The 23,941-nt window shown below is 62.4% G+C and carries 20 protein-coding genes, 1 tRNA gene and 1 pseudogene; 10 read left to right on the top strand and 12 right to left on the bottom strand.

Annotated features, from left to right (window positions below; genetic code table 11):
• Positions 1–27: 27 nt before the first annotated feature.
• Positions 28–921, bottom strand: a complete 894-nt coding sequence (locus CJD35_RS12345; protein ID WP_017182672.1) for a lysophospholipid acyltransferase family protein — start codon at positions 919–921, stop codon at positions 28–30.
• A 53-nt stretch (positions 922–974) separates the two neighbouring features.
• Here CJD35_RS12345 and CJD35_RS12350 point away from each other — a divergent pair, with 53 nt between their 5' ends.
• Positions 975–2,108: a glycosyltransferase gene (locus CJD35_RS12350; RefSeq protein WP_017182671.1), complete on the top strand. Its 1,134-nt coding sequence runs from the start codon at positions 975–977 to the stop codon at positions 2,106–2,108.
• Here CJD35_RS12350 and CJD35_RS12355 read toward each other — a convergent pair.
• Positions 2,087–2,434 (bottom strand): DUF952 domain-containing protein, encoded by a 348-nt coding sequence (locus CJD35_RS12355; protein ID WP_017182670.1) that lies wholly within the window; start codon positions 2,432–2,434, stop codon positions 2,087–2,089. The two genes, CJD35_RS12350 and CJD35_RS12355, sit on opposite strands and share 22 nt — an antisense overlap.
• Positions 2,431–5,094, bottom strand: coding sequence for a DNA gyrase subunit A (gene gyrA / locus CJD35_RS12360; protein ID WP_017182669.1), 2,664 nt, complete (start codon positions 5,092–5,094; stop codon positions 2,431–2,433). The genes CJD35_RS12355 and gyrA overlap by 4 nt, the downstream gene beginning before the upstream one ends.
• Positions 5,095–5,371: 277 nt before the next feature.
• On the opposite strand from gyrA, the gene CJD35_RS12365 reads away from it, so the two are divergent.
• Both CJD35_RS12365 and CJD35_RS12370 read left to right on the top strand, forming a co-directional pair.
• Positions 5,372–6,646, top strand: coding sequence for a hypothetical protein (locus tag CJD35_RS12365; protein WP_026002306.1), 1,275 nt, complete (start codon positions 5,372–5,374; stop codon positions 6,644–6,646).
• Positions 6,647–6,731: 85 nt separating this feature from the next.
• Positions 6,732–7,973: a hypothetical protein gene (locus tag CJD35_RS12370; RefSeq protein WP_017182667.1), complete on the top strand. Its 1,242-nt coding sequence runs from the start codon at positions 6,732–6,734 to the stop codon at positions 7,971–7,973.
• Positions 7,974–8,015: 42 nt separating this feature from the next.
• Here the strand turns inward: CJD35_RS12370 and CJD35_RS12375 are convergent, their stop codons facing one another.
• On the bottom strand, positions 8,016–8,489 hold the full coding sequence (locus CJD35_RS12375) for an Lrp/AsnC family transcriptional regulator (protein WP_006950751.1): 474 nt from the start codon (positions 8,487–8,489) through the stop codon (positions 8,016–8,018).
• Between the two features lie 199 nt (positions 8,490–8,688).
• Between CJD35_RS12375 and CJD35_RS12380 the strand changes: the two genes are divergently transcribed.
• The 3 genes from CJD35_RS12380 to CJD35_RS12390 all read left to right on the top strand — a co-directional run bounded on the left by CJD35_RS12380 (position 8,689) and on the right by CJD35_RS12390 (position 11,610).
• On the top strand, positions 8,689–10,416 hold the full coding sequence (locus tag CJD35_RS12380; RefSeq protein ID WP_017182666.1) for a sensor histidine kinase: 1,728 nt from the start codon (positions 8,689–8,691) through the stop codon (positions 10,414–10,416).
• Positions 10,417–10,463: 47 nt separating this feature from the next.
• A complete protein-coding gene (locus tag CJD35_RS12385; RefSeq protein ID WP_017182665.1) occupies positions 10,464–11,501 on the top strand; it encodes a polysaccharide deacetylase family protein in 1,038 nt (345 codons plus the stop codon).
• 32 nt (positions 11,502–11,533) lie between these two features.
• Positions 11,534–11,610 (top strand) — tRNA-Ile (locus CJD35_RS12390).
• A gap of 171 nt (positions 11,611–11,781) precedes the next feature.
• Here CJD35_RS12390 and CJD35_RS12395 read toward each other — a convergent pair.
• Positions 11,782–12,579: an AraC family transcriptional regulator gene (locus CJD35_RS12395; RefSeq protein ID WP_244917186.1), complete on the bottom strand. Its 798-nt coding sequence runs from the start codon at positions 12,577–12,579 to the stop codon at positions 11,782–11,784.
• 85 nt (positions 12,580–12,664) lie between these two features.
• On the opposite strand from CJD35_RS12395, the gene CJD35_RS12400 reads away from it, so the two are divergent.
• Positions 12,665–13,561: an SDR family oxidoreductase gene (locus CJD35_RS12400; protein WP_241763624.1), complete on the top strand. Its 897-nt coding sequence runs from the start codon at positions 12,665–12,667 to the stop codon at positions 13,559–13,561.
• A gap of 67 nt (positions 13,562–13,628) precedes the next feature.
• Here CJD35_RS12400 and CJD35_RS23035 read toward each other — a convergent pair.
• From CJD35_RS23035 to hemN, 7 genes and pseudogenes are all read right to left on the bottom strand, one after another.
• Positions 13,629–13,715, bottom strand: a pseudogene (locus CJD35_RS23035) (RNA polymerase sigma factor SigJ); the annotation flags it as partial.
• A gap of 11 nt (positions 13,716–13,726) precedes the next feature.
• Positions 13,727–14,377: a pentapeptide repeat-containing protein gene (locus CJD35_RS12405; RefSeq protein WP_017182662.1), complete on the bottom strand. Its 651-nt coding sequence runs from the start codon at positions 14,375–14,377 to the stop codon at positions 13,727–13,729.
• Between the two features lie 108 nt (positions 14,378–14,485).
• The gene (locus tag CJD35_RS12410; protein WP_095687085.1) at positions 14,486–16,342 is read right to left on the bottom strand and encodes a PQQ-dependent methanol/ethanol family dehydrogenase; all 1,857 of its coding nucleotides are present in this window, start codon (positions 16,340–16,342) and stop codon (positions 14,486–14,488) included.
• A 109-nt stretch (positions 16,343–16,451) separates the two neighbouring features.
• Complete coding sequence (locus CJD35_RS12415; protein WP_026002450.1) at positions 16,452–17,162, bottom strand: response regulator transcription factor; 711 nt, start codon at positions 17,160–17,162, stop codon at positions 16,452–16,454.
• Positions 17,129–18,670: a sensor histidine kinase gene (locus CJD35_RS12420; RefSeq protein ID WP_244917187.1), complete on the bottom strand. Its 1,542-nt coding sequence runs from the start codon at positions 18,668–18,670 to the stop codon at positions 17,129–17,131. Before CJD35_RS12420 ends, CJD35_RS12415 begins: the two co-directional genes overlap by 34 nt.
• Positions 18,671–18,814: 144 nt before the next feature.
• A complete protein-coding gene (locus CJD35_RS12425) occupies positions 18,815–19,033 on the bottom strand; it encodes a hypothetical protein (RefSeq protein WP_017183487.1) in 219 nt (72 codons plus the stop codon).
• Complete coding sequence (hemN, locus tag CJD35_RS12430) at positions 19,023–20,330, bottom strand: oxygen-independent coproporphyrinogen III oxidase (protein ID WP_017183486.1); 1,308 nt, start codon at positions 20,328–20,330, stop codon at positions 19,023–19,025. The genes CJD35_RS12425 and hemN overlap by 11 nt, the downstream gene beginning before the upstream one ends.
• Positions 20,331–20,465: 135 nt before the next feature.
• Between hemN and CJD35_RS12435 the strand changes: the two genes are divergently transcribed.
• The 3 genes from CJD35_RS12435 to istB all read left to right on the top strand — a co-directional run bounded on the left by CJD35_RS12435 (position 20,466) and on the right by istB (position 23,491).
• Positions 20,466–21,128, top strand: coding sequence for an OmpW/AlkL family protein (locus CJD35_RS12435; RefSeq protein ID WP_086485483.1), 663 nt, complete (start codon positions 20,466–20,468; stop codon positions 21,126–21,128).
• Between the two features lie 133 nt (positions 21,129–21,261).
• Entirely contained in the window at positions 21,262–22,776 is a 1,515-nt protein-coding gene (gene istA, locus CJD35_RS12440; RefSeq protein ID WP_021238707.1) for an IS21 family transposase, read from the top strand.
• Complete coding sequence (gene istB, locus CJD35_RS12445; RefSeq protein WP_031304487.1) at positions 22,763–23,491, top strand: IS21-like element helper ATPase IstB; 729 nt, start codon at positions 22,763–22,765, stop codon at positions 23,489–23,491. Before istA ends, istB begins: the two co-directional genes overlap by 14 nt.
• Positions 23,492–23,941: the final 450 nt, after the last annotated feature.

Genomic DNA, 23,941 nt, shown 5'->3' on the forward strand with positions numbered 1-23,941 from the left:
GGGCTTTAGCCGCGATGCAGCGTGAAGTCACATGACCGGAGGGGCATTGGCAGGCAGAATCGGGGGCATGTGGCCCGGCTGGGTCAGGTCCATATCGTGCAACGCCAGCCATTGGTCGGCATGGTCGATACAGGCCCGCCCCAGAAACTGGTCCAGCGTCGCCACGATCTGCGCGTCATCAGTCTCTTGTGGATCGAGCGGCGGATGCCAGTGCAGATCGAAATATGGTCCATCGGTACGGGCGAGATAGAAGGGCAGGAATTTTGCGCCTACCTTGCGCGCCAGCCGCAGGGCGACCGACAGATTGCCCGACGGCATGAGTTCGCGGCCGAATGTCGGGAACCAGACCTGCAACTCCCGCCGCTCGTCCACCAATATATAGAGCGTCGCCCGGTCTTTCTGGGTCAGATGCTTGAACACGCCGCGCGCCGCGCCTTCGCCACTGATCGCTTCGCCCATATAGCTTTGCCGCGCTTTCTTGAGCAGTGCGGCCTGCGCTGGATTGTCGGGTGGGTCATATATGCCCAGCCCCGGCCGGTCGGTCGACGCTTTGATATGTGCGGCCAGCAAATCCCAGTTGCCGGTATGGACGGTCAGGCTGATCATCGGTCCCGGCCCGTCCAGCACCGCCTGATAGCCGGCCCGGTCGATGACGTTGACATGCCGTTCATTGACGAGCCGGTCGATATTGGCCAGTTCACCCAGCGTCCGCCCGATGTTGAACCAGCGCCGGGTCAGCATCGCCTCGCGCTCTGCCTCCCCAAGGTCCGGTCGCAGGATCGCCAGATTGGCGCGCGCACGGGTGTCGCGCAGCTTCATGCGTGGACGGGCGAAGGTGACCGATAGCCAGCCGCCGAGCCAGGACGCGATACGCGCAGGCAACAGCCGCAGCAGGGCAAAGAGAAAGGGGTTGGAGAGCATGGCGATAGCGTCATACAGATGCGGCCGAGACGGTAAAGGGGCGCTGGCGTAACATGCTGTGGCTATGGATATTTCTTCAGGGACTTAGCCTGCTGGGCGTCGTCAACTACTGGCGCCACCTGCCGAGGGACCGCAAGATCGAGACACCCGACGGCGTGGTCATGCTATTATCGGTGCGTGACGATTGGGATGGCGGACCAGACCTGATCGCCCGGCTGAAAGCCCAGACGGCGCACTTCCGCCTACTGATCGCGACGTCAGGCCAATGCGCTGCCGCCGATGCTTTGGCCGCACGGGAGAATGGCTGGGTGGAGGTCGTCCATGCAGGGGTTGCCAGCGATGAAGGGCAGAAAGTCCATAAGCTGCGCGCAGCGTTGCGGGCATTGCGGCCTGACGATCGCTATGTCCTTTTCATTGATGCCGACATCGAACCGCCTGCGCGCCTTGTTGGGCGACTGCTGTTCCCGCTGGTCCGGGGGAAGGCGGACATCGTCACTGGCTACCGCATGCTTTTGCCCGAACGCGGACCGATGCTGGCGCTGGTCGGCGCGGTGGAGATGCAATTGGCGACCCTGCCGCGTTTCGCCAGCGCGACCATGCCCTGGGGCGGGGCGATGGCGTTGACGCGCGACGTGGCCGATCGGCTGGACCTTGACCGGGCGATGGCGGGGCGACTGTCCGACGACATGGCGATTGGCCTGGCTGGCTGGCGCGCCAAGCTGCGGTTGCGGCCAGTGCGCGATCTGCTCGTGGCCAGCCCGCTGGCGGGCGATGCGGCGCAGGTGCTGGGCTTTGGCGTGCGGCAGTACCGGCATATCGTTACCAACAGTCCCGGCATGTGGGCGCTGGCAACGCTGGTGGTCGCGGTACAGGCAGCAGCTTGGTTCTGGGCATTGGTCTGGGGTGGCGGCGCGATGATCGCTGTCGGCTATGGCGCTGCATGGGGACGGGCGCTGATGCGAAGGGCGATCCTGGACAGCGTTCTGGAACCGGATCAGGCGAGCCGCGCCCGGCGGTCACTGTGGTGGGACGTTGCCGCACCTTTTGCGGTGACCTGGGCACATCTCATCGTCCAAATCGCCGCTGCATCATCATCGCGCATCCGCTGGGGCGGGTGGGATTATTGGGTCAGGCGGGGAATGGTCGTGCGGATGTGCCGGATCGATCAGAATCCGGCCGGAAACTGATGCAGCCCATCTTCCCCGATACGCAGCACCACCTTGCCCGCGACCGCACTCAACGGCAGGTGGCCATATAAGTGCGGAAAGAGCGCGCCGCCGCGCGACTCTTCCCACTTGATCGCCTCGCCGAACGGAGCCAGGTCGACCATCACCATTACCAGCCGATCCTGCCCGGCAAAATGCTTCGCCGCTGTCTCCGCCGCCTGATCGCGGGTCGACATGTGGATATAGCCATCGGCCAGATCGACCGGCGCGCCCGCAAACACGCCGTCGGCCTTCAACTGCGCATACTGGTCCGCCGTCAATATCTTGTAGGCGAACAGGTCACTCATGCCTCGGCTTCGTCCTCATCATTCTCTTCGATGCGCGCGGCGCTGACGACATGCTCATCCTTGGCCACGTCGAACAGGCGGACGCCCGCGGAATTGCGGCCGATGACGCGCAGGCTGTCGAGGCCCATGCGGATCAGCTTGGCCTGATCGGTCACCAGCATCAGATGATCTCCATGCGTGACCGGGAAGCTGCCGACGACCGGTCCATTGCGACCGATATTGTCGATATTGGTGATGCCCTGTCCACCACGCCCGGTGCGTCGATAATCATAGGCGGAGGAGAGTTTTCCATATCCATTGGCGCAGACGGTCAGGATGAACTGCTCGCGCTCCTTCATCAGCGCAAACATCGCCTGATCGGCCATTTCGCCGTCCTTTTCAGGCTTCCACGGGGCGTAGCGGAGATATTCCTCGCGCTGTTCCTGATTGGCGCCTGATCGATGCAGGATGGACAAGGAGATGACTTCATCGTCACTCTTGAGCGTCATGCCGCGCACGCCGGTCGACGTGCGGCTCTGAAACTCGCGCACATCAGTTGCGGCAAAGCGGATCGCCTTGCCCTGGCGCGTGGCGAGCAGCACGTCATCATTCTCGGTCAGGAGCGCGACGCCGATCAGCCGGTCTTCGCTGCCTTCGTCGAAGCGCATCGCCAGCTTGCCATTGCTCGGCACATTGGCAAAAGCGTCCATGCTGTTACGCCGGACAGTGCCGTTCGCGGTGGCGAACATGACGTGCAGGTCTTTCCAGCTATCCTCATCTTCGGGCAGCGGCAGCACGGTGCGGATGGTTTCGCCGGGACCAAGCGGCAGCAGGTTGACCATCGGCCGCCCGCGCGTCGCCGGGCCGCCTTCGGGCAGGCGCCATACTTTCATGCGATAGACTTTGCCGGCGGTAGAGAAGAACAGCACCGGCGTATGGGTCGACGTCACGAACAATTCGGTGATGGCGTCCTCATCCTTGGTCGCCATGCCCGACCGGCCCTTGCCACCACGCGCCTGTGCGCGGAAGCTCTCCAGCGGCGTGCGCTTGATATAGCCCTGCACCGTGACGGTGACGACCATATCCTCTCGCTCAATCAGATCCTCATCCTCGATCCCGTCGGCAGCGGCGGTGATTTCGGACAAACGGGGCGTAGCGAATTCCCGTTCAATCTCTTCAAACTCTTCCCTCATGACGGCATAGAGTTTGACCCGGTCGCCCAGGATCGCCAGATATTCGGCGATCGCGTCGGCCAGTTCGGCCAGTTCCTTGCCGATTTCGTCGCGGCCCAGCGCCGTCAGCCGATGCAGGCGCAGGTCGAGGATGGCGCGGACCTGAAGGTCGGACAGCTTGTAGAAATCCCCGGCCACTTCGACGTCGATCGCCTCGACCAGCCGGATATAGGGCGCGATCTCGCCGATCGGCCATTCGCGGGCCAGCAGCTTCTCGCGCGCTTCGGCGGGACTGGACGATCCACGGATGATCTTCACCATCTCGTCCAGATTGCTGACCGCAACAACCAGACCCAGCAAGATATGCGCCCGGTCGCGAGCCTTGTTCAGCTCGAACTTGGTGCGGCGGGTGATCACCTCTTCGCGGAACTTGACGAAGGCTTCGATGATGTCGCGCAGGTTCAGCAGTTCGGGGCGGCCGCCGCGAATGGCCAGCATATTGGCCGGGAAGCTCGATTGGGCGGGGGTGTTGCGCCACAATTGGTTCAGAACGACTTCGGGGGTCGCATCGCGCTTCAGGTCCATGACGATCCGCACGCCTTCGCGGCTGGATTCGTCGCGAATGTCGCTGATCCCCTCGATCCGCTTTTCCTTGGCGGCTTCGGCAATCTTTTCGACCAGACCGTTTTTGCCGACCTGATAGGGAATGGCGGTCAGAACGATCGACTGGCGATCGCCGCGCCCTTCCTCGACCACATGACGCGACCGCATCATGATGGAGCCGCGGCCGGTGTGATAGGCGCTGCGTGCGCCGGACTGGCCCAGGATCAGCGGCGCGGTCGGGAAATCGGGACCGGGGACGATCGCGATCAGTTCGTCGATCGTGATGCCGGGATTGTCGATATAGGCAAGGCACGCGCGCAACACTTCGCCCAGATTATGGGGCGGGATGTTGGTCGCCATGCCCACCGCGATGCCGCCCGCGCCGTTGACCAGCAGGTTGGGGAAGCGGGCGGGCAGAACCTGCGGTTCGCTTTCCGATGCGTCATAGTTGGGGGTGAAATCGACCGTATCCTTGTCGAGATCCTCCAGCAGGGCGTTGGCGACCTTGGCCAGGCGCGCTTCGGTATAGCGCATAGCGGCTGGCGGGTCGGGGTCCATCGAACCGAAATTGCCCTGACCATCGATCAGCGGCACGCGCATCGACCAGTCCTGCGTCATGCGGGCCAATGCGTCATAGATCGAACTGTCGCCATGGGGGTGATATTTACCCATGACTTCGCCGACGAGACGCGCCGATTTGCGGTAGGGACGATTATAGACGAAGCCCGATTCCTGGGCGGAGAAGAGAATGCGGCGATGCACCGGCTTCAACCCGTCGCGCACATCCGGCAGGGCGCGGGACACGATGACCGACATGGCATAGTCGAGATAGCTCGCCTTCATCTCGTCTACGATGCTGACGGGGCTGATGTCCGAAGGGTCGGCGAGGCTGGTCTCGTCGTTCAAGGCGATTCTCTTTTTTGGATGGAATGTGTTTCTGCGTTCGCACTAGCGGAGCGAAACAAATCTGTCACCCCTCGCTCACGCGCGCGCCCGCACGGACAGACAACAGGGCCGGGGTGATGACAGCTGCTTTCGGAACGAAGCGCGCGCATGACAGTTGCAAAATCCGCCGATATAGGCTTGTTCAATGGCCATTCACGCGCCGCCCCCTAATCGGCGCACAACAGACTTAAAGTCGCCCATGGCTTCCCCCGCCCGGTGCATTGAGGAGAAGATGATCATGCGTTTTGTTACCCCGGTGGCGCTCGTACTGGCTTTGGCAGTAGGTGGTGGCGCGATTAGCGCGCCTGCATTTGCGGCCAAGAAGGAAGAGAAGAAGGCCGGACCGAAGCTCAATGTTTCGCCCGAAGTCATCAAGGCTCTGCAGGCGGCGCAAAAGGCCGCTGAAGCGCAGGATTTCGCAGGCGCCAAGGCTGCCCTGGCCGACGCCGACAGCAAGGCGAAGTCGAACGATGACAAATATCAGATCGGCGCCATCAAGCTGAACACCTCCATCGCGAGCAAGGATAACGCGCTCCAGGGTGAAGCATTGGCGCAGATGCTCGACAGCGGCCTCACGCCCGCCGACCAGGCTGGCCAGTTCAATGCGGTTGCTGCCGATCAGGCGTTGGCTGCCAAAAATTACGATCTGGCGATTCAGCGGGCGCAGGCCGCGCTTGCGGCGGGTTATAAGCCCGAAGCGATCAACCCGACCCTGGCCCAGGCCTATTTCGGCAAGGCGGGAACCGGCAATGCATCGGCTGAACCGGCGCGCGGTTTCAACGTTCAGGGTCTTGCCGCGCTCAAGGCTGCTGCTGATGCCATGAAGGCTGCCGGGCAGCAGGTGCCGGCCCAATGGTATCAGATCGGCGTTGGCCGGGCCGAAGCGGCCAAACTGCCCGAAGTGACCGAATGGGCCAAGATGGCCTATCAGGCTGACCCGAGCGGCGCGAATTTGCGGACGCTGGTGCGTCTGTTCCAGCGCGCCAATCCGAACATCACGAATCGCGAAAATCTCGACGTGCTGCGCCTCCTGTCGGCGTCCGGTGGTCTGGTGGTCGCCGGTGACTTCCTGGAATATGCCGAAATGGCGTCCAAGACCGGCATCTATGGTGAGGTCAAATCGTCGATCGACCTGGGCCGTTCCAAGGGTGTACTGAACGCGACGCAGGGCAGCGAACTCTACCAGACTGCCATGGGGCGGATCTCTGGTGACAAGGGATCGCTGGGTGCGGCCGAAGCCGACTCCAGAAAGGCGGCCAATGGCAAGATCGCCGCGGCGACCGCCGACGCCTATCTGGGCTATGGCGACTATGCCAAGGCGGCCGCCATGTTCGAACTGGCCAAGGAAAAGGGCGGCGTTGATGCGGACGAAGTCAACACGCGCCTGGGCATCGCCAAGACCATGAGCGGCGACAATGCCGGCGCAAAGGCTGCGTTTGAAGCGGTACAGGGCGGCGCGCGCAAGCAGATCGCTGGTCTGTGGCTCGCCTATCTGGGCACCAAGGGCGCCTGACGGAATACGCGCCGTCGCCCTGATGGCGGCGGCGCGTTTTTGATTTTTTGCTGATATTGATGCGTCCGGGGAGGCTTTTGGGGCTATGCGATTTCTAACCTGTGTTTTTGCGGGCCTGCCGATTGTGTCGGCTGCGGCGTTGCTGGTGGCAACACCCGCGCTCGCGAAAAAGAAGGTTGCTGCCGGTCCCGTCATCGCCATGTCCGATGCGTTTCGTGCCAATGTGGCCGCTGCGCAGGCCGCGCTGCAATCGCGTGACGTGGCCACCGCCAGCGCGCGGATCATGGCGCTGGCGCCCATGTCCGACATTGAAAATTATGTCGCGGCGGGGCTGCGGTTCGAACTGGCGGCCCAGCGCGGCGACGTGCAGGCGCAGCGTATCGCCCTGACCGACCTGTTCAAGACCAGCGAGCTGCCCAAGAAGGATGCGCCGCGTCTGCGCTATGTCGCGGGCTATCTTTCCTATGCTGTGGGCAATTATGACGATGCGGTCGCGCAACTCGATTATGCCAAGACCCTTGGCTATGATGGGATAGATGCGCTGCTGCTGCGGGCCGATATTGCCCTGCGCCGCAACAAGCCCAAGGAGGCAAGGCCGTTCGTGCAGCAGGCGCTGGCGCGTCAGCGGGCATCGGGTCAACCCGTGCCGCTCGCCTGGTCCGACCGGGCGATTTCGATGGCCTATCAGGCGGGCGACTGGACCGAGGTCGGTCAACTCTATCGCGAACGGCTGACCCAGGCGGGCGCGCGGGAAGACTGGCGCTCGGCGATCACCAATTATCTGTCAGCCGCGGGCATCGATTCGCAACTCCAGCTCGACCTGTATCGCCTGCAAGCGGCCAATGGCGCGATGGCGAGCGAGCGGGACTATCAGGCCTACGCCCAACTGGCGGAGAAGGCCGGCTATTTCGCCGAGGCCAAATCCATCATCGAGGCAGGGCGCAAGGTCGGCAAGCTGACCGCGACCCAACCCGCCACTGCATCGCTGCTGAAAGCCGTAACGCCCAAGGCGACCAAGGAGATCGCCGCCCTGCCTGCGCAGGCGAAGAAGGCGGCGGCGGCGTCATCCGGCAAGGACGCGCAGGAGGTGGGTGACAGCTATTTTTCGCTGGGCCAGTTCCCCCAGGCGGTGGAGCAGTATCGCCTGGCGCTTGCCAAGGGCGGGGTCGATGCAGGCCGCGTCAATGCCCGGCTGGGCGTGGCGCTGGCGCGGTCAGGCGATTTGCCCGGCGCGCAGGCGGCATTGAGCCAGGCCAGTGGCAACTGGGCCAGCGTGGCAGGCTTCTGGTCCGTCTGGGTTGATCAACAAAGCCGCAAGGTCGCGTGAGGATGTGCCGGATCAGCCTGTGATCCGGCCACAGCCTGCCACTTATACCGGCAAGGGGACGCCCGGCAGGTTTTTCGACGTGCGGATGGTAAGCGATGTTTTGACGCTCACCACGTTGGGTGCTGGCGTCAGCTTGGACGTCAGAAATTGCTGAAAACTCTGAAGGTCTTTCGCTACAACCTTCAAAATAAAGTCGATTTCGCCGTTCAGCATGTGACATTCGCGCACTTCGGGCAGCTCAGCGACATGGTCCTGAAAGGCTTTGAGATCGGCTTCCGCCTGGCTTTTCAGGCTTACCATCGCGAACACCGTGATCGTATAACCCAGCATCCCCGGATCGACCACGGCATGATAGGAGGTGATGGCGCCTGCTTCCTCCAGTGAACGGACGCGGCGCAGGCACGGCGGCGCGGTCAGGCCCACCTTGCGGGCCAGTTCCACGTTGGTCATCCTGCCATCCTGTTGCAATTCGCCCAGAATTTGCAGGTCAATGTCGTCGATATTCGGGCCGGCCATTATTGTGCTTATTTCCTGTCCTGATTTCCTGTCCCATCATAATAATGTTTCAGGGCAATGCAATTGTCCCACTATGCGACGATCGCTTTCGTTCGCGTAACCAACCCCTTTTCCTTTGCAGGGCTAGGGCTTATCGGTAGTGCGTAACAGCCGCTGCGCGCACCGGGCACCGGTTTGCGCCACGGCCATATGGGGATTATTGGTGCGTTTCAACGATCTGATGCAGACAGTGCTGGCCGCTGACGACCGAGCCGGGCTGGGCGCGGTGACGTTGTGGCGTCAATGTGTCGATCTGCTGGCGCAGCATGACCGCGCCGATCGTATGCCGATGGCCGCGGATCAGCGGGCTGCCTTGCTCGATCGATTGTCGGGGCTACGGTCCAAAATGTCGGAAACGCAGCGCATTGCGACTGTCGTCGAACTCGGCAGTCGGCTGCGGTCGGCCAGCCTGGTCGAATTTTTTGCGCATGACCGGCCCTCTATCGCCGCCGCAGCGATGGCGCGGGCGCAATTGCCCGACATGGTTTGGGACGATCTGCTACCGCGACTGACGCCTACCGCGCGTGGTGTCCTGCGCGGACGACGGGACATCGGCCCAGCGACGCGACTGGCGCTCGAAGCCTTTGGCCCGTCCGATCTGGTGCTGACGACCGTGCGTGACGACATGGTGGGGGACAGCGACATGCTGCTGACCGCCGATATGATCCCCGCGAACGATGTGCAGGAGCCGGAGGTCGAGGCCGGCACGGTCACGCCGCTCCGCGCGCCATTGGGCGACAAGGACCAGATTCGCAATCTGGTCGATCGGATTGCCCAATTCACCAGCACGCGCTCACCGCCCCAGCCCCTGGAACCGCTGGCGGACGAGCCGGCTGACCGCAGCGCCCCGCCGCGCGATTTCGCGTTCGAGACGGATGCCGCCGGCGTCATTCTGTGGATCGATCGCGGGCCACGCGCGGCGTTGATCGGCCTGTCGCTGGGGGATGCAGCGCTGGAGGGTGGCAGCGGGCCGGACGGCCATGTCGCGGGCGCCTTTGCCCGGCGCAGCGGGTTCCAGAATGGCCGTTTCGCGATTGTCGGTGGGAAGATGGCAGGCGAATGGCGACTGTCCGCCGCGCCCTTTTTCGATCCACGATCCGGCCGGTTTCAGGGGTATCGCGGTCAGGCGCGTCGCCCCTTCCTGCATGAAGTGGCGGTACAGCCAGCGCCGCCGCGCGACGGTCTGAGCGGTCTGTCGGCGGATTCGCTGCGCCAACTGGTGCATGAACTGCGCACGCCCCTGAACGCGATTCTGGGCTTTGCCGAGATTATCGAACAGGAATTGTTCGGTCCCGCGGGCGCTGAATATCGTGACATGGCTGGCAATATTGCGGTCGATGCACGCCATCTGCTTGCGGCATTCGATGATCTGGATCTCGCCGCCCGCGTGTCGCGCGGCGACGATGTCAGCACGCCGCAACTGCTCGATCCCGAACTGCTGGTGCGCCAGATCGCCAGTCGCTTCCGTGATCAGGGTGGGGCGTTGGTCGATATCGCCATGGCAGCCAGCCTGCCGCCGGTGCAGATCGACCCGGTGCAGGGGGAGCGCATGGTGCAACATTTGCTGCGCACGCTGATTTCGGTCGCGCCAAAGGGGGAAGCGGTGACGGGCGCCTGCTGGTTCCAGCCCGACGGGGGCAATGGGCGCGTGGTGCTGGCCATCGACCGGCCATCCAGTCTGGCAGGTATGGAAGAAGCGCAATTGCTCGATCCCGGCTATACGTCCGATGGCGACTGGGCCGACGGACCGCTGCTGGGGCTGGGCTTTTCGCTGCGTCTGATCCGCAGCCTGGCCGGAACATGCGGCGGCAGTCTGGATGTGGAGCCGGGGCGCTTGCTGCTCGCCATTCCCGCCGCCAGCATTGCGGAAGATACGCAGCACGCCTGACGGGCACGGCAACCCTATGGCAACCATTGCGCGCTAAGGGGAGGGGCATGATTGTTTCCTCCCATGACGGCAACCTGCTGGCCCCGCCTTTGCCGCAGGACAGGATCGCCCTCGATCCCGCCTTCGGCACCCGGTTCATGCTTTTTGTCGATACCGAAGAGGAATTCGACTGGAACGCGCCGTTCAGCCGTACCGGCCATGGCGTCACGGCTTTGTCCGGCATGGCGCGCGGGCAGGATTATTTCGCGGCGGCAGGTATCAAGCCGGTCTATGTCACCGATTTCCCGGTGGTCGATTGCGACGCGGCGTCAGCGATGATGGCGCAGTGGGTTAGCGATGGCACTGCTGATGTCGGCGCGCATCTTCACCCCTGGGTCAACCCGCCCCATGTCGAGAAGGTGAACGCCGCCAATTCCTATGTCGGTTTCCTGCCGGAAGCGGTAGAGCGCGCCAAGCTGGAAGCGCTATGCCGCCGGATCGAGGAACGTTTTGGCCAGCGACCCATTGCCTATCGCGCTGGCCGCTACGGCGTTGGCCCCAACAGTGCGCGACTGCTTAGCGATGCCGGGTTCCGCCTGGACAGTTCGGTGCGCAGCCGCTTCGATTATAGCCAACAGCAAGGCCCGGACTTTTGCGGATTGCCCCAAACCCCCTATTGGGCAGGGCCGGACCGGAACTTGGTGGAACTGCCATTGTCGACAGCCTTTGTCGGCCTGCTGCGCGGTGCAGGTGAGCGCCTTTATCGCGCAGCCCAGACGATGGGACCGCTCGCCGGCGCCCTGTCGCGCGCCCGCATGTTGAGCCGGGTGCCGCTGACGCCAGAAGGCATCTCCGCATCCGAAGCCATTGCGGCAATCGACGCCCTGATCGAAGAAGGCGTGCCGGTTCTCAATTTCAGCTTCCATTCGCCCACGCTGGAGCCTGGCCATACCCCCTATGTCCGCAACGAAGCCGACCGTGCCGCTTTTTACAATTGGTGGGACAGAGTACTGACCCATCTGGCGAAACGGGGCGTAAGGGCGGCCAGCCTCGATCAGTTTCTTAACGCGGTGCCCATGCGTATCGAGACTTGCCAAGCGGCGTGATGCTCCTTAATCGGGCGTTCGTTGACAAGGTGGGGCCTGTAGCTCAACTGGTTAGAGCTGTCCGCTCATAACGGATAGGTTGCGGGTTCAAGTCCTGCCGGGCCCACCACATTTCCTAATCATGATCTCTATAGCGCATTTCCGCTATAGGCTTTCCCATGGTCGCGAGATGCGCTGTGTCTCACGACATCTCACCCTGGCGCGGCCCACAAGGGGGCACCGACGGGGGCACTGGAATAGAATTTGGGGGCATTCAGGCCATGATTGGACCCGAAAATGGTCAGGCGGCTACCTGGGCAAGTTGACGAGTGGCCTTTGCGTCGCTGACCGGCGGCAAGCCGAACAGACGGCCATATTCGCGCGTGAACTGCGATACGCTCTCATATCCGACCGCGAACGCAGCGGTTGCCGCGCTAACGCCCGCAGAATGCATCAGCCGCCGCGCTTCGATCAGGCGAAGCTGCTTCTGGAATTGTAGTGGTGAGAGAGACGTCACCGCCTTGAAGTGCTGGTGGAACGAGGACGAGCTCATTCCCGCAGCGGCGGCAAGGCGGTCTATCGGCAGAGGCTTTGCGAAGTCAGTGCGCAACAAGGCTACCGCGCGGGCGACACGTTCAACATGGCCATCGGGCCAGCCGATCCGCCTGATCGCATCTCCATGCCGTCCCGCCAACAGCCAGTAGTGCATTTCGCGAACGAGTTGCGCCTGCAGCACCGGCACGGAAGCTGGCCGATCGAGCAGCCGCATGAGACGCAGCGCCGCATCGGCCACTTCGACGTCAGTTTGATCGACCCTGACCGGCGCTAAATCAGAGCAGTTCACGGCCTTCATCTGCCCAGCCAGGTCAGCAATGATCGCCGGGTCCAGCTCTAGGACCAGCGAATAATATGGCGCTGCGATGCTGGCGCGCGTGATCTGGCTGACGGTCGGCACGTCGGCGGTGATCAGCAGCGAATCGCCGGCCGAAAAGTCGAAGCTCTGCGTTCCCATCGTCACGCGCTTCGCGCCCTGCACCACGAGGCAGAGCAAAGGCCGCGAGATATCGTGCTTCAAGTCGCCCGTCGCGGTCGCGCGCACGGCGAAGACGCCCTGAATCGGCGTTGGCGCCATACCCTCGCGATCTGCGTGGACTTCAGCGTGGCGGCGGACGGCGTCAAGCAGCGTGGTCATTTCGCTACCATATCGCGTTCGAGACGATCGCGCATCCTCTTTCGGAGAATTAGGCAAAGATCGTCGAGCTTCCGGCAACACCGGCTCGCCCCAGCGTGACATAAGGGATTCACCGAAAAGAAGGAGACCTGTCATGACCAAGATCGCACTTGTTACCGGCAGCAGCCGCGGCCTCGGCCGCAACACCGCGCTCGCCATCGCGCGCAAGGGAGGCGATGTGATCGTCACCTATCACAGCCGCTCCGGCGACGCCGACAAGGTGGTCGCGGAGATTCAGGCAATGGGTCGGAAGGCTGTCGCGCTGCAACTCGATACGGGCAACGTCGCCGGTTTCGCCGACTTCGCGACGCGCCTCAAGGATGTGCTGGGCACGACCTGGCGGCGCAACACCCTGGATCATCTCGTCAACAATGCCGGACATGGTGACTATGCGCTCATCGCCGACACCAGCGAAGCGCAATTCGACGCGCTGATAAACGTGCATTTCAAGGGCGTGTTTTTTCTGACCCAGACGCTGCTGCCGCTGATCGCCGATGGTGGGCGCATCGTGAATCTTTCGTCAGGGCTGACGCGCTTCTGTGCGCCCGGCTTCGGCGCCTATGCCGCGGCAAAGGGAGCGATCGAGGTTCTGAGCCTCTATCTCGCCAAGGAGCTCGGCAACCGCGGCATCGCGGTCAATACCGTTGCCCCAGGCGCGATCGAAACCGACTTTCTCGGCGGTGCGGTTCGCGACACACCTGACATGAACCAGCAATTCGCCGACATGACCGCGTTGGGACGCGTTGGCGTGCCTGACGACATCGGACCAATGATCGCGAGCCTGCTCGGCGAGGATAATCGCTGGGTCAATGCTCAGCGCATCGAGGTTTCGGGCGGCCAGGCCATTTGAGAAAGTCTGTGGCAACAGGATCACCGGGCCAACAAGATATTCTGGCCACCATTTGCATCCTGATGCAATGGCGCAGCTTGTCCGGGTTACGCATCGCGTAGATCGCCTTGAGGCAAGGATCTTCGATCAGCAGCGCGGTTGTCTGGAGGATGCCGACTTCAGATATCAGCGCTGCTGATTGCGCAGCCGTTCCTTTTCTTCGGTCTGCCAGACCGTGTCGCCGCTTTGCCAGTTCGCTGGACAGCCAGTGCAATCCTTCATCCAGGCATCCTGAAACACCGCAAAGCGGATGCGTGACCCGTCCATGATCGCCTTTTCCAGATTGGCTTCGTAGAATTTCGCTTCCAGCAGATCGGCGTGGATCAGCTTGGCTTCTTTGAAGGACGCGCCTTTCAACAGCGCCTTTTCGAGTGTCGCCGCTGTAAAATCGACACGGTCGAAGGTCGCATGACCAGCCCTTGCAAAAGCGAGATTGGAACCGCGCAGCGATGCACCCGTCAATTGCGCGCCGTTGAGAAACGCGATGGACAGGTCCGCCCCATCAAGATCAGCCCCGTTCAGATTGGCACCGCTCAGGTTCGCATGGCGCATGTCAGCGCGCGACAGCTTGGCTCCACTAAGGTCTGCGCCTGTCAAATCGGCGTTCGCCAGATCGGCAAAGCGCAAGTCCACGCCGGGGCAAGATGTGCGTGGGGCAATGGTGCATCCATTCACGATCCACGGGGTCGGACGCTCTTCGACATTGACGATCTTCTGCTGTGCATAGGCAGGAACAGCAGCCGCGACAATCATCAAGGCAAGGCAGGCGAAGCGCATGGGATGGTCCGATCCACGACAAAAGGGGGTGTCCGGGCGGAGACGCGAGGGAGGTCGCGGTCCGCCCGGACGCTTCGCGCGGAGTGTCGGGCTCCGCGCCAAGACAATTCAGACTTCAGGCAATTCGAACACCCAGAAGGAGCCGCCCTGACTGACCGTGCGCGTTAGGTCGGCCATGTCGCCACCCCATAGCGGCACCGCGCCGCCATAGCCGGACGCCAGGCCGATATATTGTTTGCCATCCTCTTCCCAAGTGATGGGAACCGACACCACGCCCGATCCGGTCTGGAATTTCCAGAGCTCTTCGCCGGTCTTGGCGTTGAAGATCTTCACATATCCATCGCTGGTGCCCTGGATGACGATATTACCCTTGGTGGTGACATTGCCACCCCAGAGCGGCAGAGGCTCCTTGGCTTCCCAAGCGATCTTGCCGGTCTTGGGATCCATGGCCCTCAGCACGCCGACATGATCGTCGAACTGCTTGCGGATGCGGAATCCCTGACCCAGATAGGCCGCCCCCTTGTTGTAGGTGACATTTTCCGTCCAATAATCTTCCGACCAGTCGTTGGACGGGATGTAGAAGAGACCGGTGCCGGGGTTATACGACATGGGCATCCAGTTGGTGCCGCCCAGGAAATTGGGTGTAACCCGGATGCTTTCGCCCTTTTCCTTGCCTGGCGCGGGCGGCGGCGGGCGCTGTCCGGGATTTTCGATCGGGCGGCCGTTGGCGACGTCCCATTTGCTTGCCCAACTGATGTCGGGAACGAAGGGATAGATGCCGAGCGCGCTGCCCTTCTGCTTGCTGATCTTTCCGTCCCGCTTGGTCAGCTTGTCGAGGTCGGTCACGAAGAAATAGCCATTGCGGTCGGCATGGGCGCCAGCGCGGATCGTCTTGCCGTCCTTTTCCAGATCGAACAACACGATCGGGTTGTTGCCCGAAAAGTCCCAGGCGTCATTGGGCGTGTGCTGGAAGAAGCCAACCGGTTCCCCAGTCGATGGTTCGATATAGACCTGTCCCGACGTATAGAGGCTGTCGCCGGGCGAGCGCTTCCATGTGTTCCATGGCGCGGGGTTGCCGGTGCCGATGACGATGGTGTTGGTCTTCTCATCATAGGTGGCCGATTGCCACGGCGCACCGCCACCATGACTCCATGCCTCGACCTTCTTGCCGTCCTTGTCATTGGGCCAGCTGGGCGCTTTGGGATCGCCGGTGAAGGTTGAGGGCTTTCCGTTCAGGCGACCCTGATGCCCTTCCACCATCGGACGCATCCAGATTTCTTCGCCGGTATCGGGATCGCGGGCATATAGTTCGCCCACCACGCCGAATTCATCGCCGGACGACCCGTGGATCAGCATGACCTTGCCGGTCTTCTTGTCCTTCACGATGGTCGGCGCGCCAGTCATGGTGTAACCGGCCTTGTGGTCCTGGAATTTCTTGTTCCACACGACCTTGCCGGTCTTGCGGTCCAGCGCGACCATGCCCGCGTCCAAGGTGCCGAAGAAGATCTTGTCGCCATAAATGGCCGCGCCCCGATTGACGACGTCGCAGCAGGGGCGGATGTCGTCAGGCAAGCGGGCCGTGTAGGACCAGATTTTCTTGCCCGTCTTGACGTCCAGCGCGAAGACGCGGCTATATGATGCGGTGACATAGATGACGCCATCATAGACCAGCGCCTGACTTTCCTGACCACGCTGCCGCTCGTCGCCGAAGGAGAACACCCATTTGGGCACAACCTTCTTCGCGTTATCGGCATTGATCTGATCCAGCGTGCTGAACCGCTGCGCCTTCACGCCAAGGCCATACATCAGCACATTGTCGGTGCTATGTTCGTCGTTGAGGATATCTTCCCACGACACGCCGGCCTTTGTGAAATCATGTTTCTGCGCCGCAGGCTGGCTGACCGCCGGCATCGCAACCAGCATCGCCATGGCCGAAACCAGCAGACACCCCCGTCTTCCCATCATCGCATCCTCCTAAAGCCCGACTGCGGTCATCACCGCTTGTCGAAGCCAAGAGTAAGCGGGGCTTTATGAGATGGTCCTGATAGCTTTCTGAGAAACTGCTCAGAATAGCTTATGCTTTGGTCTGATGACGAAGCAGAAATCCCACTCCTCGGACGGTTGAAAGCTCGGGCGCTCTCTCGTGATGCGACAGATACCTGCGGAGATAGCCTACATAGACGTCGACGGCATTTTCGGTGATTTCTGCATCCTGCCCCCACACTTCATCCAGTATCTGCCCTCGCGTGACGACTTGTCCCGCTTGTCGCGCAAGGCAATGCAACAGGTCGAACTCACGGCGACTGAGAGGGAGCAGCGCTTCACCCACTCGCGCCGATCGGCTGCGCAAATCGACCACCAACTCATCCAGCACGATCCGATCCCGCGATTGGGCGGCGCTGCGTCGGATCATGACATTAAGCCGCGCGAGCAATTCCTCGAACGAGAAAGGTTTGGTGAGATAGTCATCGGCGCCGCAGCGAAAGCCGTCCAGCCTGTCCTCCAGCTCCGCACGGGCGGTCAACATGCAGATGGGAAGGTCATTGCCCCGGGCACGGGCTTCACGGCACAGGTCCGCGCCGTCCGCATCTGGCAGCCCCAGATCCAATATGGCTGCATGAAACTGGCCCGATGCCAATCGCGATTGCGCCCGACGTCCCAGCGTCTGCCATTCCACGGCATAGCCTTCTGCTGTCAGCCCGCGATGGACGAACCGGCCGATTCCCGGATCGTCTTCGACCAGCAATATCCTCAAGCCCGCGCCGGGAGCCTCAGCGACACGCATAATCCTTCTCCATCATATCTGTTAAAGGCGCTGATCCCGCCGGCATGGGCATGCACGATCCAGCGCGCGAGCGACAGGCCAAGGCCAGTGCCGCCAAGGGAACGGCCTGCCTTACCCTGCGCATAGGGATCGAAAATCCGCTCCAGTTCGCTCTCAGCAACGCCCGGTCCTTCATCCGTGACGACGATGCCCACTTCACCCTGCTCATATGTCCCGCTCAATCGCAGCGTGCCGCCCGGTGGCGAGAATTTCACACCATTGTCGATCAGCGCGAGCATCGCCTGCCGCAGCCGATCAGGGTCGCCAATGACAGGCATCGGTTTGTCGAGCGAGCTCAACTCCAGTCGGACACCGCTGGCGGAAGCAAAGCCGGCCGCACTCTTGCCGACCTGTTGCGCAAGATGCGCGAGGTCCACGGGACTGGAGCGCAGGGGCAGGGCACCATCTTCGGCGCGCGCCAAGGTCAGCAAATCATCAAGCCGCCGTTCAAGGAACAGGTTGCTGTCCAATATCTGATGCAGGGCATCCCGCAGCGCCAATATGTTGTCATCAAAGCGCAGGGCCACTTCAGCCTCGCCACGCATCACCGTTACCGGTGTACGAAGTTCGTGGCTCACCTTTGAAAGAAACAGCCGGCGGCGCTGATCGGTGACGGTCAGTTTTTGGTTCAACCGCTCCAGTTCGCGCGTTCGCGCGGCCACTTTCGCTTCCACCGCCTCCGCCATATTTTCGAAATGATCGATCAACCGCCGCACTTCCGACAGATGACTTCCGGGCAATGGCTTTCGCCCATCCTCCCGCGCGATGGACTGCGTCGCATGAGCTACCGCTTCAAGCGGCTTCACAAGGTGGCGCCAAAGAAATACCGCTCCTCCAAACGGAAGGGCCAGCAGGACGATACTGATGGCAAGGATCAATCGCCACGCGTCGCGCTGCGCCTGTCGCGCCGCCTGTGTCGCCACTTCCGCTTCTCTGTTTTCCTTTGCCGCGATGTGCCGGACCATTGCTCGGATGTCTGGCAAGGCAGGGGAGCCGGATCGTAGCAACGAGACCAAATATCGTGCGTTGGCCTCTTCCTCTGCCTGATAGCGAAGCTCCGGCTCAGTGCCGCCGATCAAAGCCGTTTCCGCTGATATGCTCTCGAAATACGCTCCAATGGCGTTACTCAATTCATTCTGGGCTGCGCTGGAATGGTTCAGCAGGATCTGCGCAGCTTCCGCGTCTATCCGTGCCAGCAATAGAACCTGCTTCTGCGCCATGTCCGCGCGTTGCGAGAATATGTGGGTAGATCCCTGCAGGTAGATTATTGTGCTCAGCAATGCCCCAAGGCCCATTGCGATCGCTATGGCCCCAGTCAGGAACAGACCCCGAAAGCCTATCAGAGTCCGCACGATCCTCTCCTGCCCCAAGCCTCTCCAAGGAGAGGCTAAACCAAACCGGCCTTGGCGTCCCTTATACCTAGGGAGGAGGGGCAATGCGCCAGCGCCTTGACAGGGAGCCATCGTCATTGCCCCGGTCGACGGCTTCTATGGCAAGCGGACCTTCATAGAATTAGCGTCAATGAGCGACGTTGCCCTGCGCCATCGCTACCTCAAAGGCCCCGACAGTTCAGCGACCTGCTCGGAACGCAAGTCGATCGCACATTTGCGCGCTCAGGCGCCTTTCATCTTCTTGCGATGTTCCCGCATCATCATATGGCAGGCGAGGCGGTCATGGTCGTCGGACTGGCGCTTCTCCCAGGGCGGCGACCAGTCGGCAGGCGGCTCGCCACAAAAATAGCCGCCCCGCCGAGAGCGGGTCGTCGCATCGGCTGTGGTCGAAAGCGCGGTGGCGATCAGCCCAAGCGCGAGTATCAGTTTGCTAAACGGCATGGCTGAACCGCGTTTCCTGCGGGCGGAGATAGGCGTCGAAACAAGCCGCGACCGACCGGGCGTAGGGTTGCGCCTCCGGGCGGATCTCGATCATTCCGTCGTGCAGGCGGGCAATCCCCATGTTGATGAATTTGGCCAGGTCGCGCGATTGAACGACCCCGTCGCTTGGCGCTGCGCCGTCGCACAGCAGGCGCTCGATCAATCGCCCGCGTTTCTGATCGTCGGCGCTGCGCCTTACGCCGCGGGTCGCCGTCAGCCGCTGTTGGCCGATCATGTCTCGATAGGGCCCGGCATTTTTCTCATTCTGCACGATCAGGTCGGGAAATTGGCTGATCGCACTGGCCCCCAGGCCGATCAGCACGTCGCTGTCATCCTCGGTAAAGCCCTGGAAATTACGCCGCAATCTGCCGGTGGTCGCGGCCTTTGCCAAAGGGTCGCCGGGCAGTGCGAAATGATCGAAACCGATGGCGCGATAGCCTGCGGCGGTCAGCATCGCATGCCCCTGTGTCGCCATGGCAAAACGCATGGCCATGTCGGGAAGATCGGCCTGCGATATGCGGCGCTGGCGGTGCAGCAGATGGGGCATATGGGCATAGCCGAACAGGGCGATGCGCGATGGCGCCAGACGGATGCTCGTCTCCAGCGTTTCAATCAGGTCCGCTTCGCTCTGACCCGGCAGGCCGTACATAAGGTCGAAACCCACGTCGATCTGTGCCCGGCGCAGCCCCTCAACCGCCGCTTCCACCATCTCGACAGGCTGCACGCGCCCGATGGCCTGCTGGACATGCGGCGCAAGGGTCTGGACGCCCAGATTGACCCGCGAAACGCCGATCTGCCCCATGGCGTCGATCCACGCCCGGTCGAGGCGGCGGGGATCGATTTCGACCGATAGCGCAGCATCGCTGGTGTCAAAGCACAGCAGCAACTGGTGATTGAGGCGCACCCAATCGACCAGCGGCAGCGAATTCGGGCTGCCCCCGCCAAATGCGATATGGGTGACGCGCCGCCGCCCGCCCAGGCGGGACGCGACTAGCGCTATCTCCTGCTCCAGCGCATCGACATAGGTGGCGAGGCGGCGGGGCCGTGTCGCAGCACCAGTGTTGCACCCGCAATACCAGCAGATGTCGTGGCAATAGGGGATGTGCAGATAGAGCGAGATCCCCGCATCCTGCGGTAGCCTGTCGAGCCGTTCCTCCAGCGCTTCGGCGCCGACGGCGTCGGTGAATTGTGCGGCGGTCGGATAGCTGGTGTAGCGCGGCACCGGGGCCGCCAGCAGATCGGGATGGTATCGGAACATGGAAAGCGGCCTGCCATCTGCCGCGCGTCCCCGCATTGCGAAAGATCAAATCTCCGATTGCGCGGCGTCAAGGAACGACCGGCCAGCCCGGCCTACAAGGCGTCATTGACCGCAACATCAGGGACGGAGACAATAATGCGTATAAAGACTTTCTTGCTGGCTGGCGCGATGGCGGGCGCACTGGTGGCTGGTCCGGCTCAGGCCAAGCAAGGCGATATCCTGCTGCGCGTACGTGCGATCATGGTCGCGCCGAACGAAAAGAGCGGCAGTGTCCTGCCGGCCTTTCCAGGCGAAAAAGTGTCGGTCGACAACAGCGTCATGCCCGAAATCGACGTCACCTACATGGCGACCGACCATATCGGTTTCGAACTGATCGCCGCGACCACGAAGCATAGCGCCACCGGCCGTACCGGTACGACCGGCAGCATCGGCAAGCTCGCCTCGACGTGGGTATTGCCGCCGACGCTGACGATGCAATATCATCCGGTCGTCGACGGCCCGATCCGGCCTTATGTGGGGGCGGGCATCAACTATACGCTATTCTATGCAGAAGATGCCTCAACGGCTCTGGAGACAGCCGTGGGCAAGACCAAGGTGCATATGAAGGACAGCGTCGGCTGGGCAGGGCAGGTCGGGGTCGATGTCGACCTGAACGAGAAGATCTTCCTCAATTTCGATGTCAAATATATCGACATCAACACCAAGGCGCGATTGGCGACCACGGCCGCTGGTGTGCAGCGCGTCAAGCTGGCGCTCGACCCGTTGGTATTTGGCGTAGGCGTCGGCATGCGCTTCTGATCGAACAGTAGCCCACTATGAGGATCAGCGTGCAATAGGCACCCCCTTCGTGGGGTGATCGGCGTGCAAAAAGGACCCCTTCATCCCGGGGATTTAGTCGGCCGACTGGTTTTGATCAGTTGGCGAGAACGGGATGTTGATCGTGGAGACAGTGGTTCGGATTCGGCGTGAGCATGCAGCGGGTAAGGCGATCAAGGCGATCGCTCGTGACCTTCGTTTGTCGCGGAAGGTCGTCCGCAAAGCGATCCGGTCGCCGGAGGCGGCGTTCAACTATCAGCGCAAAGTCCAGCCGCTGCCGCGGATCGGTCCTTATCAGGATCGTCTCGATGCGCTGCTTGAGGAGAACGAAGGTCGCGGCCGCCGCGATCGGCTACGGATGACGCGTATCCATGACCTGCTGGTGCGCGAGGGGTTCGATGGATCCTATGATGCGGTGCGCCGCTATGCGGCGCGCTGGCGTGCTGCGCGGCGGAAGGATGCTGGCGAAGGCGCACCGGCGTTCATCCCGATGACCTTCCAGCCGGGTGAGGCCTACCAGTTCGACTGGAGCCACGAGGATGTGGAGATCGCCGGCAAGCCGATGCGGGTGAAGGTGGCGCATATGCGTCTCTGCGACTCGCGCGCACCCTATGTCCGGGCCTATCCGCGCGAGGGCCAGGAGATGCTGTTCGATGCCCATGCCCGGGCGTTCGCGTTCTTCGGCGGTGTGCCGCGACGCGGTATCTACGATAATATGAAGACGGCGGTGACGGCCGTGTTCACCGGCAAGGAGCGTGTGTTCAACCGCCGCTTCCTGATCATGACCGATCATTACATGGTCGAGCCGACCGCCTGCTCGCCGGCGGCGGGATGGGAGAAGGGCCAGGTCGAGCAGCAGGTCCAGACAATCCGAGGCCGCTTCTTCCAGCCGCGGCTCCGGTTCGCCAGCCTGGCCGAGCTCAACGGGTGGCTGGAGGCCGAGTGCCGGCGCTGGGCCGAGCATCATGCCCATCCCGAACGCGGGGATATTACCGTCGCCGAGGCGCTGGATATGGAGCGACCGGCCCTGCAGCCGATCCTGGCACCGTTCGACGGCTTCCATGAGAGCGAGCATGCCGTCACCGGCACCTGCCTCATCAGCTTCGATCGCAACCGCTACTCGGTCATGTCGACGGCCGCACGCCGGACCGTTCAGGTGCGCTCCTATGCCGATCGCATCGTCATACGCTGCGGCGATGCGATCGTCGGGGAGCATGAGCGCCACTTCGGTCGGAACCGCACGATATACGATCCCTGGCATTATCTGCCGGTCCTCGCGCACAAGCCCGGCGCGCTGCGTAACGGCGCACCGTTCCAGGACTGGGATCTGCCGCCCGCCCTGCACCGATTACGGCGAAGGCTCGGCACCGGGGACGAGGCCGATCGCAGGTTCGTGCGGGTCCTCTCGGCGGTGCTCACCGATGGCCTGGAGCCGGTAGAGGCTGCCGTGCGCGAAGCGTTGGCGAACGGAACGGCCAGCGACGAGCTGATCCTCAACATCCTCTCCCGGCGCCGCGAGCCGGCGACACCCCACAGCATCGTCACTTCGGAAGACCGGATGCTGCAGCATCCTCCGCTCGCCGACTGTGCCCGCTATGATCTGCTGCGAGGCTATGATGCAGCGGCATGATATGATCGACACGATGCGCGGCCTCGGACTCAAGGGCATGGCGGCGGCGTTCGACGAGGCGGTCACCACCGGCCTCCAGCGCAAGCGCACCACCATGGAGATACTGACCGACCTGCTCCGTGCTGAGGCGACCCACCGGGATGCAGCCTCCATCCGCTATCGGATGACGGCTGCGAGGCTGCCCGTGGTGAAGGACCTGGAGCGGTTCAGCTTCGAGGGCACACCGATCAATGAGGAGATGATCCGCTCCCTTCACGATGGCTCCTTCCTCCCGCCTCGCCGCAATATCGTGCTGGTCGGCGGCACGGGGACAGGCAAGACCCACCTCGCCATCGCGATCACCGCCAATGTCGTGCGAAGGGGCGCTCGCGCCCGCTACTTCAACACCGTCGATCTGGTGACACGCCTCGAAGAGGAGACCCGGATCGGCAAAGGCGGGACCCTGGCGGCGCAGCTGTCGCGGCTCGACCTGATCGTTCTCGACGAGCTCGGTTATCTGCCGTTCGCCCGCTCGGGAGGGCAGTTGCTGTTCCACCTCATCAGCAAGCTTTATGAGCGGACCAGCGTCATCATCACCACGAACCTCGCCTTCGGCGAATGGCCGACCGTGTTCGGCGATCCCAAGATGACCACGGCGCTGCTCGACCGCGTCACCCACCACTGCGATATCGTCGAGACGGGCAACGACAGCTGGCGCTTCAAAAACCGCAGCTGACAGCCACCTTCGGCGCCTTCAAAAATCTATCTTGCGCTGCGCGCGCCTCCGGTCGGGCTACGCCCGCCCTCCGCCGCACGCAGCGCAAGGCCATCTTCAACAAACCAGCATCATATTATCTGAAAAGGGGGTCCCTCTTCGACGCCGATCGGGGGTCCCTTTTGAACGCCGTTTGACAGCTGGACTGTACTGCCCGGCTATCTCACCCGCAGCGAACGCGCTGCCTGCACGCTGATCGAGATACCCGCCCCGGTCACGGTGCCGCGCAACGCTTATTACCTCGTCTGGGCACGCTCATCGCTGCGACACCCGCGAGTGGCCATGGCTCGGGACGCCCTGATTGCTGCACTCCGAATATGATTGTGGCGAACGTATGGCCGCCACCCTGTGGCGCAACCGTGGCGCCGATCGCAGCAAGTAAGGCGCGTTCGTGAGCGCCCGGCCCGCGGC

The organism is Sphingobium xenophagum, from assembly GCF_002288285.1.
GTDB lineage: Bacteria > Pseudomonadota > Alphaproteobacteria > Sphingomonadales > Sphingomonadaceae > Sphingobium > Sphingobium xenophagum.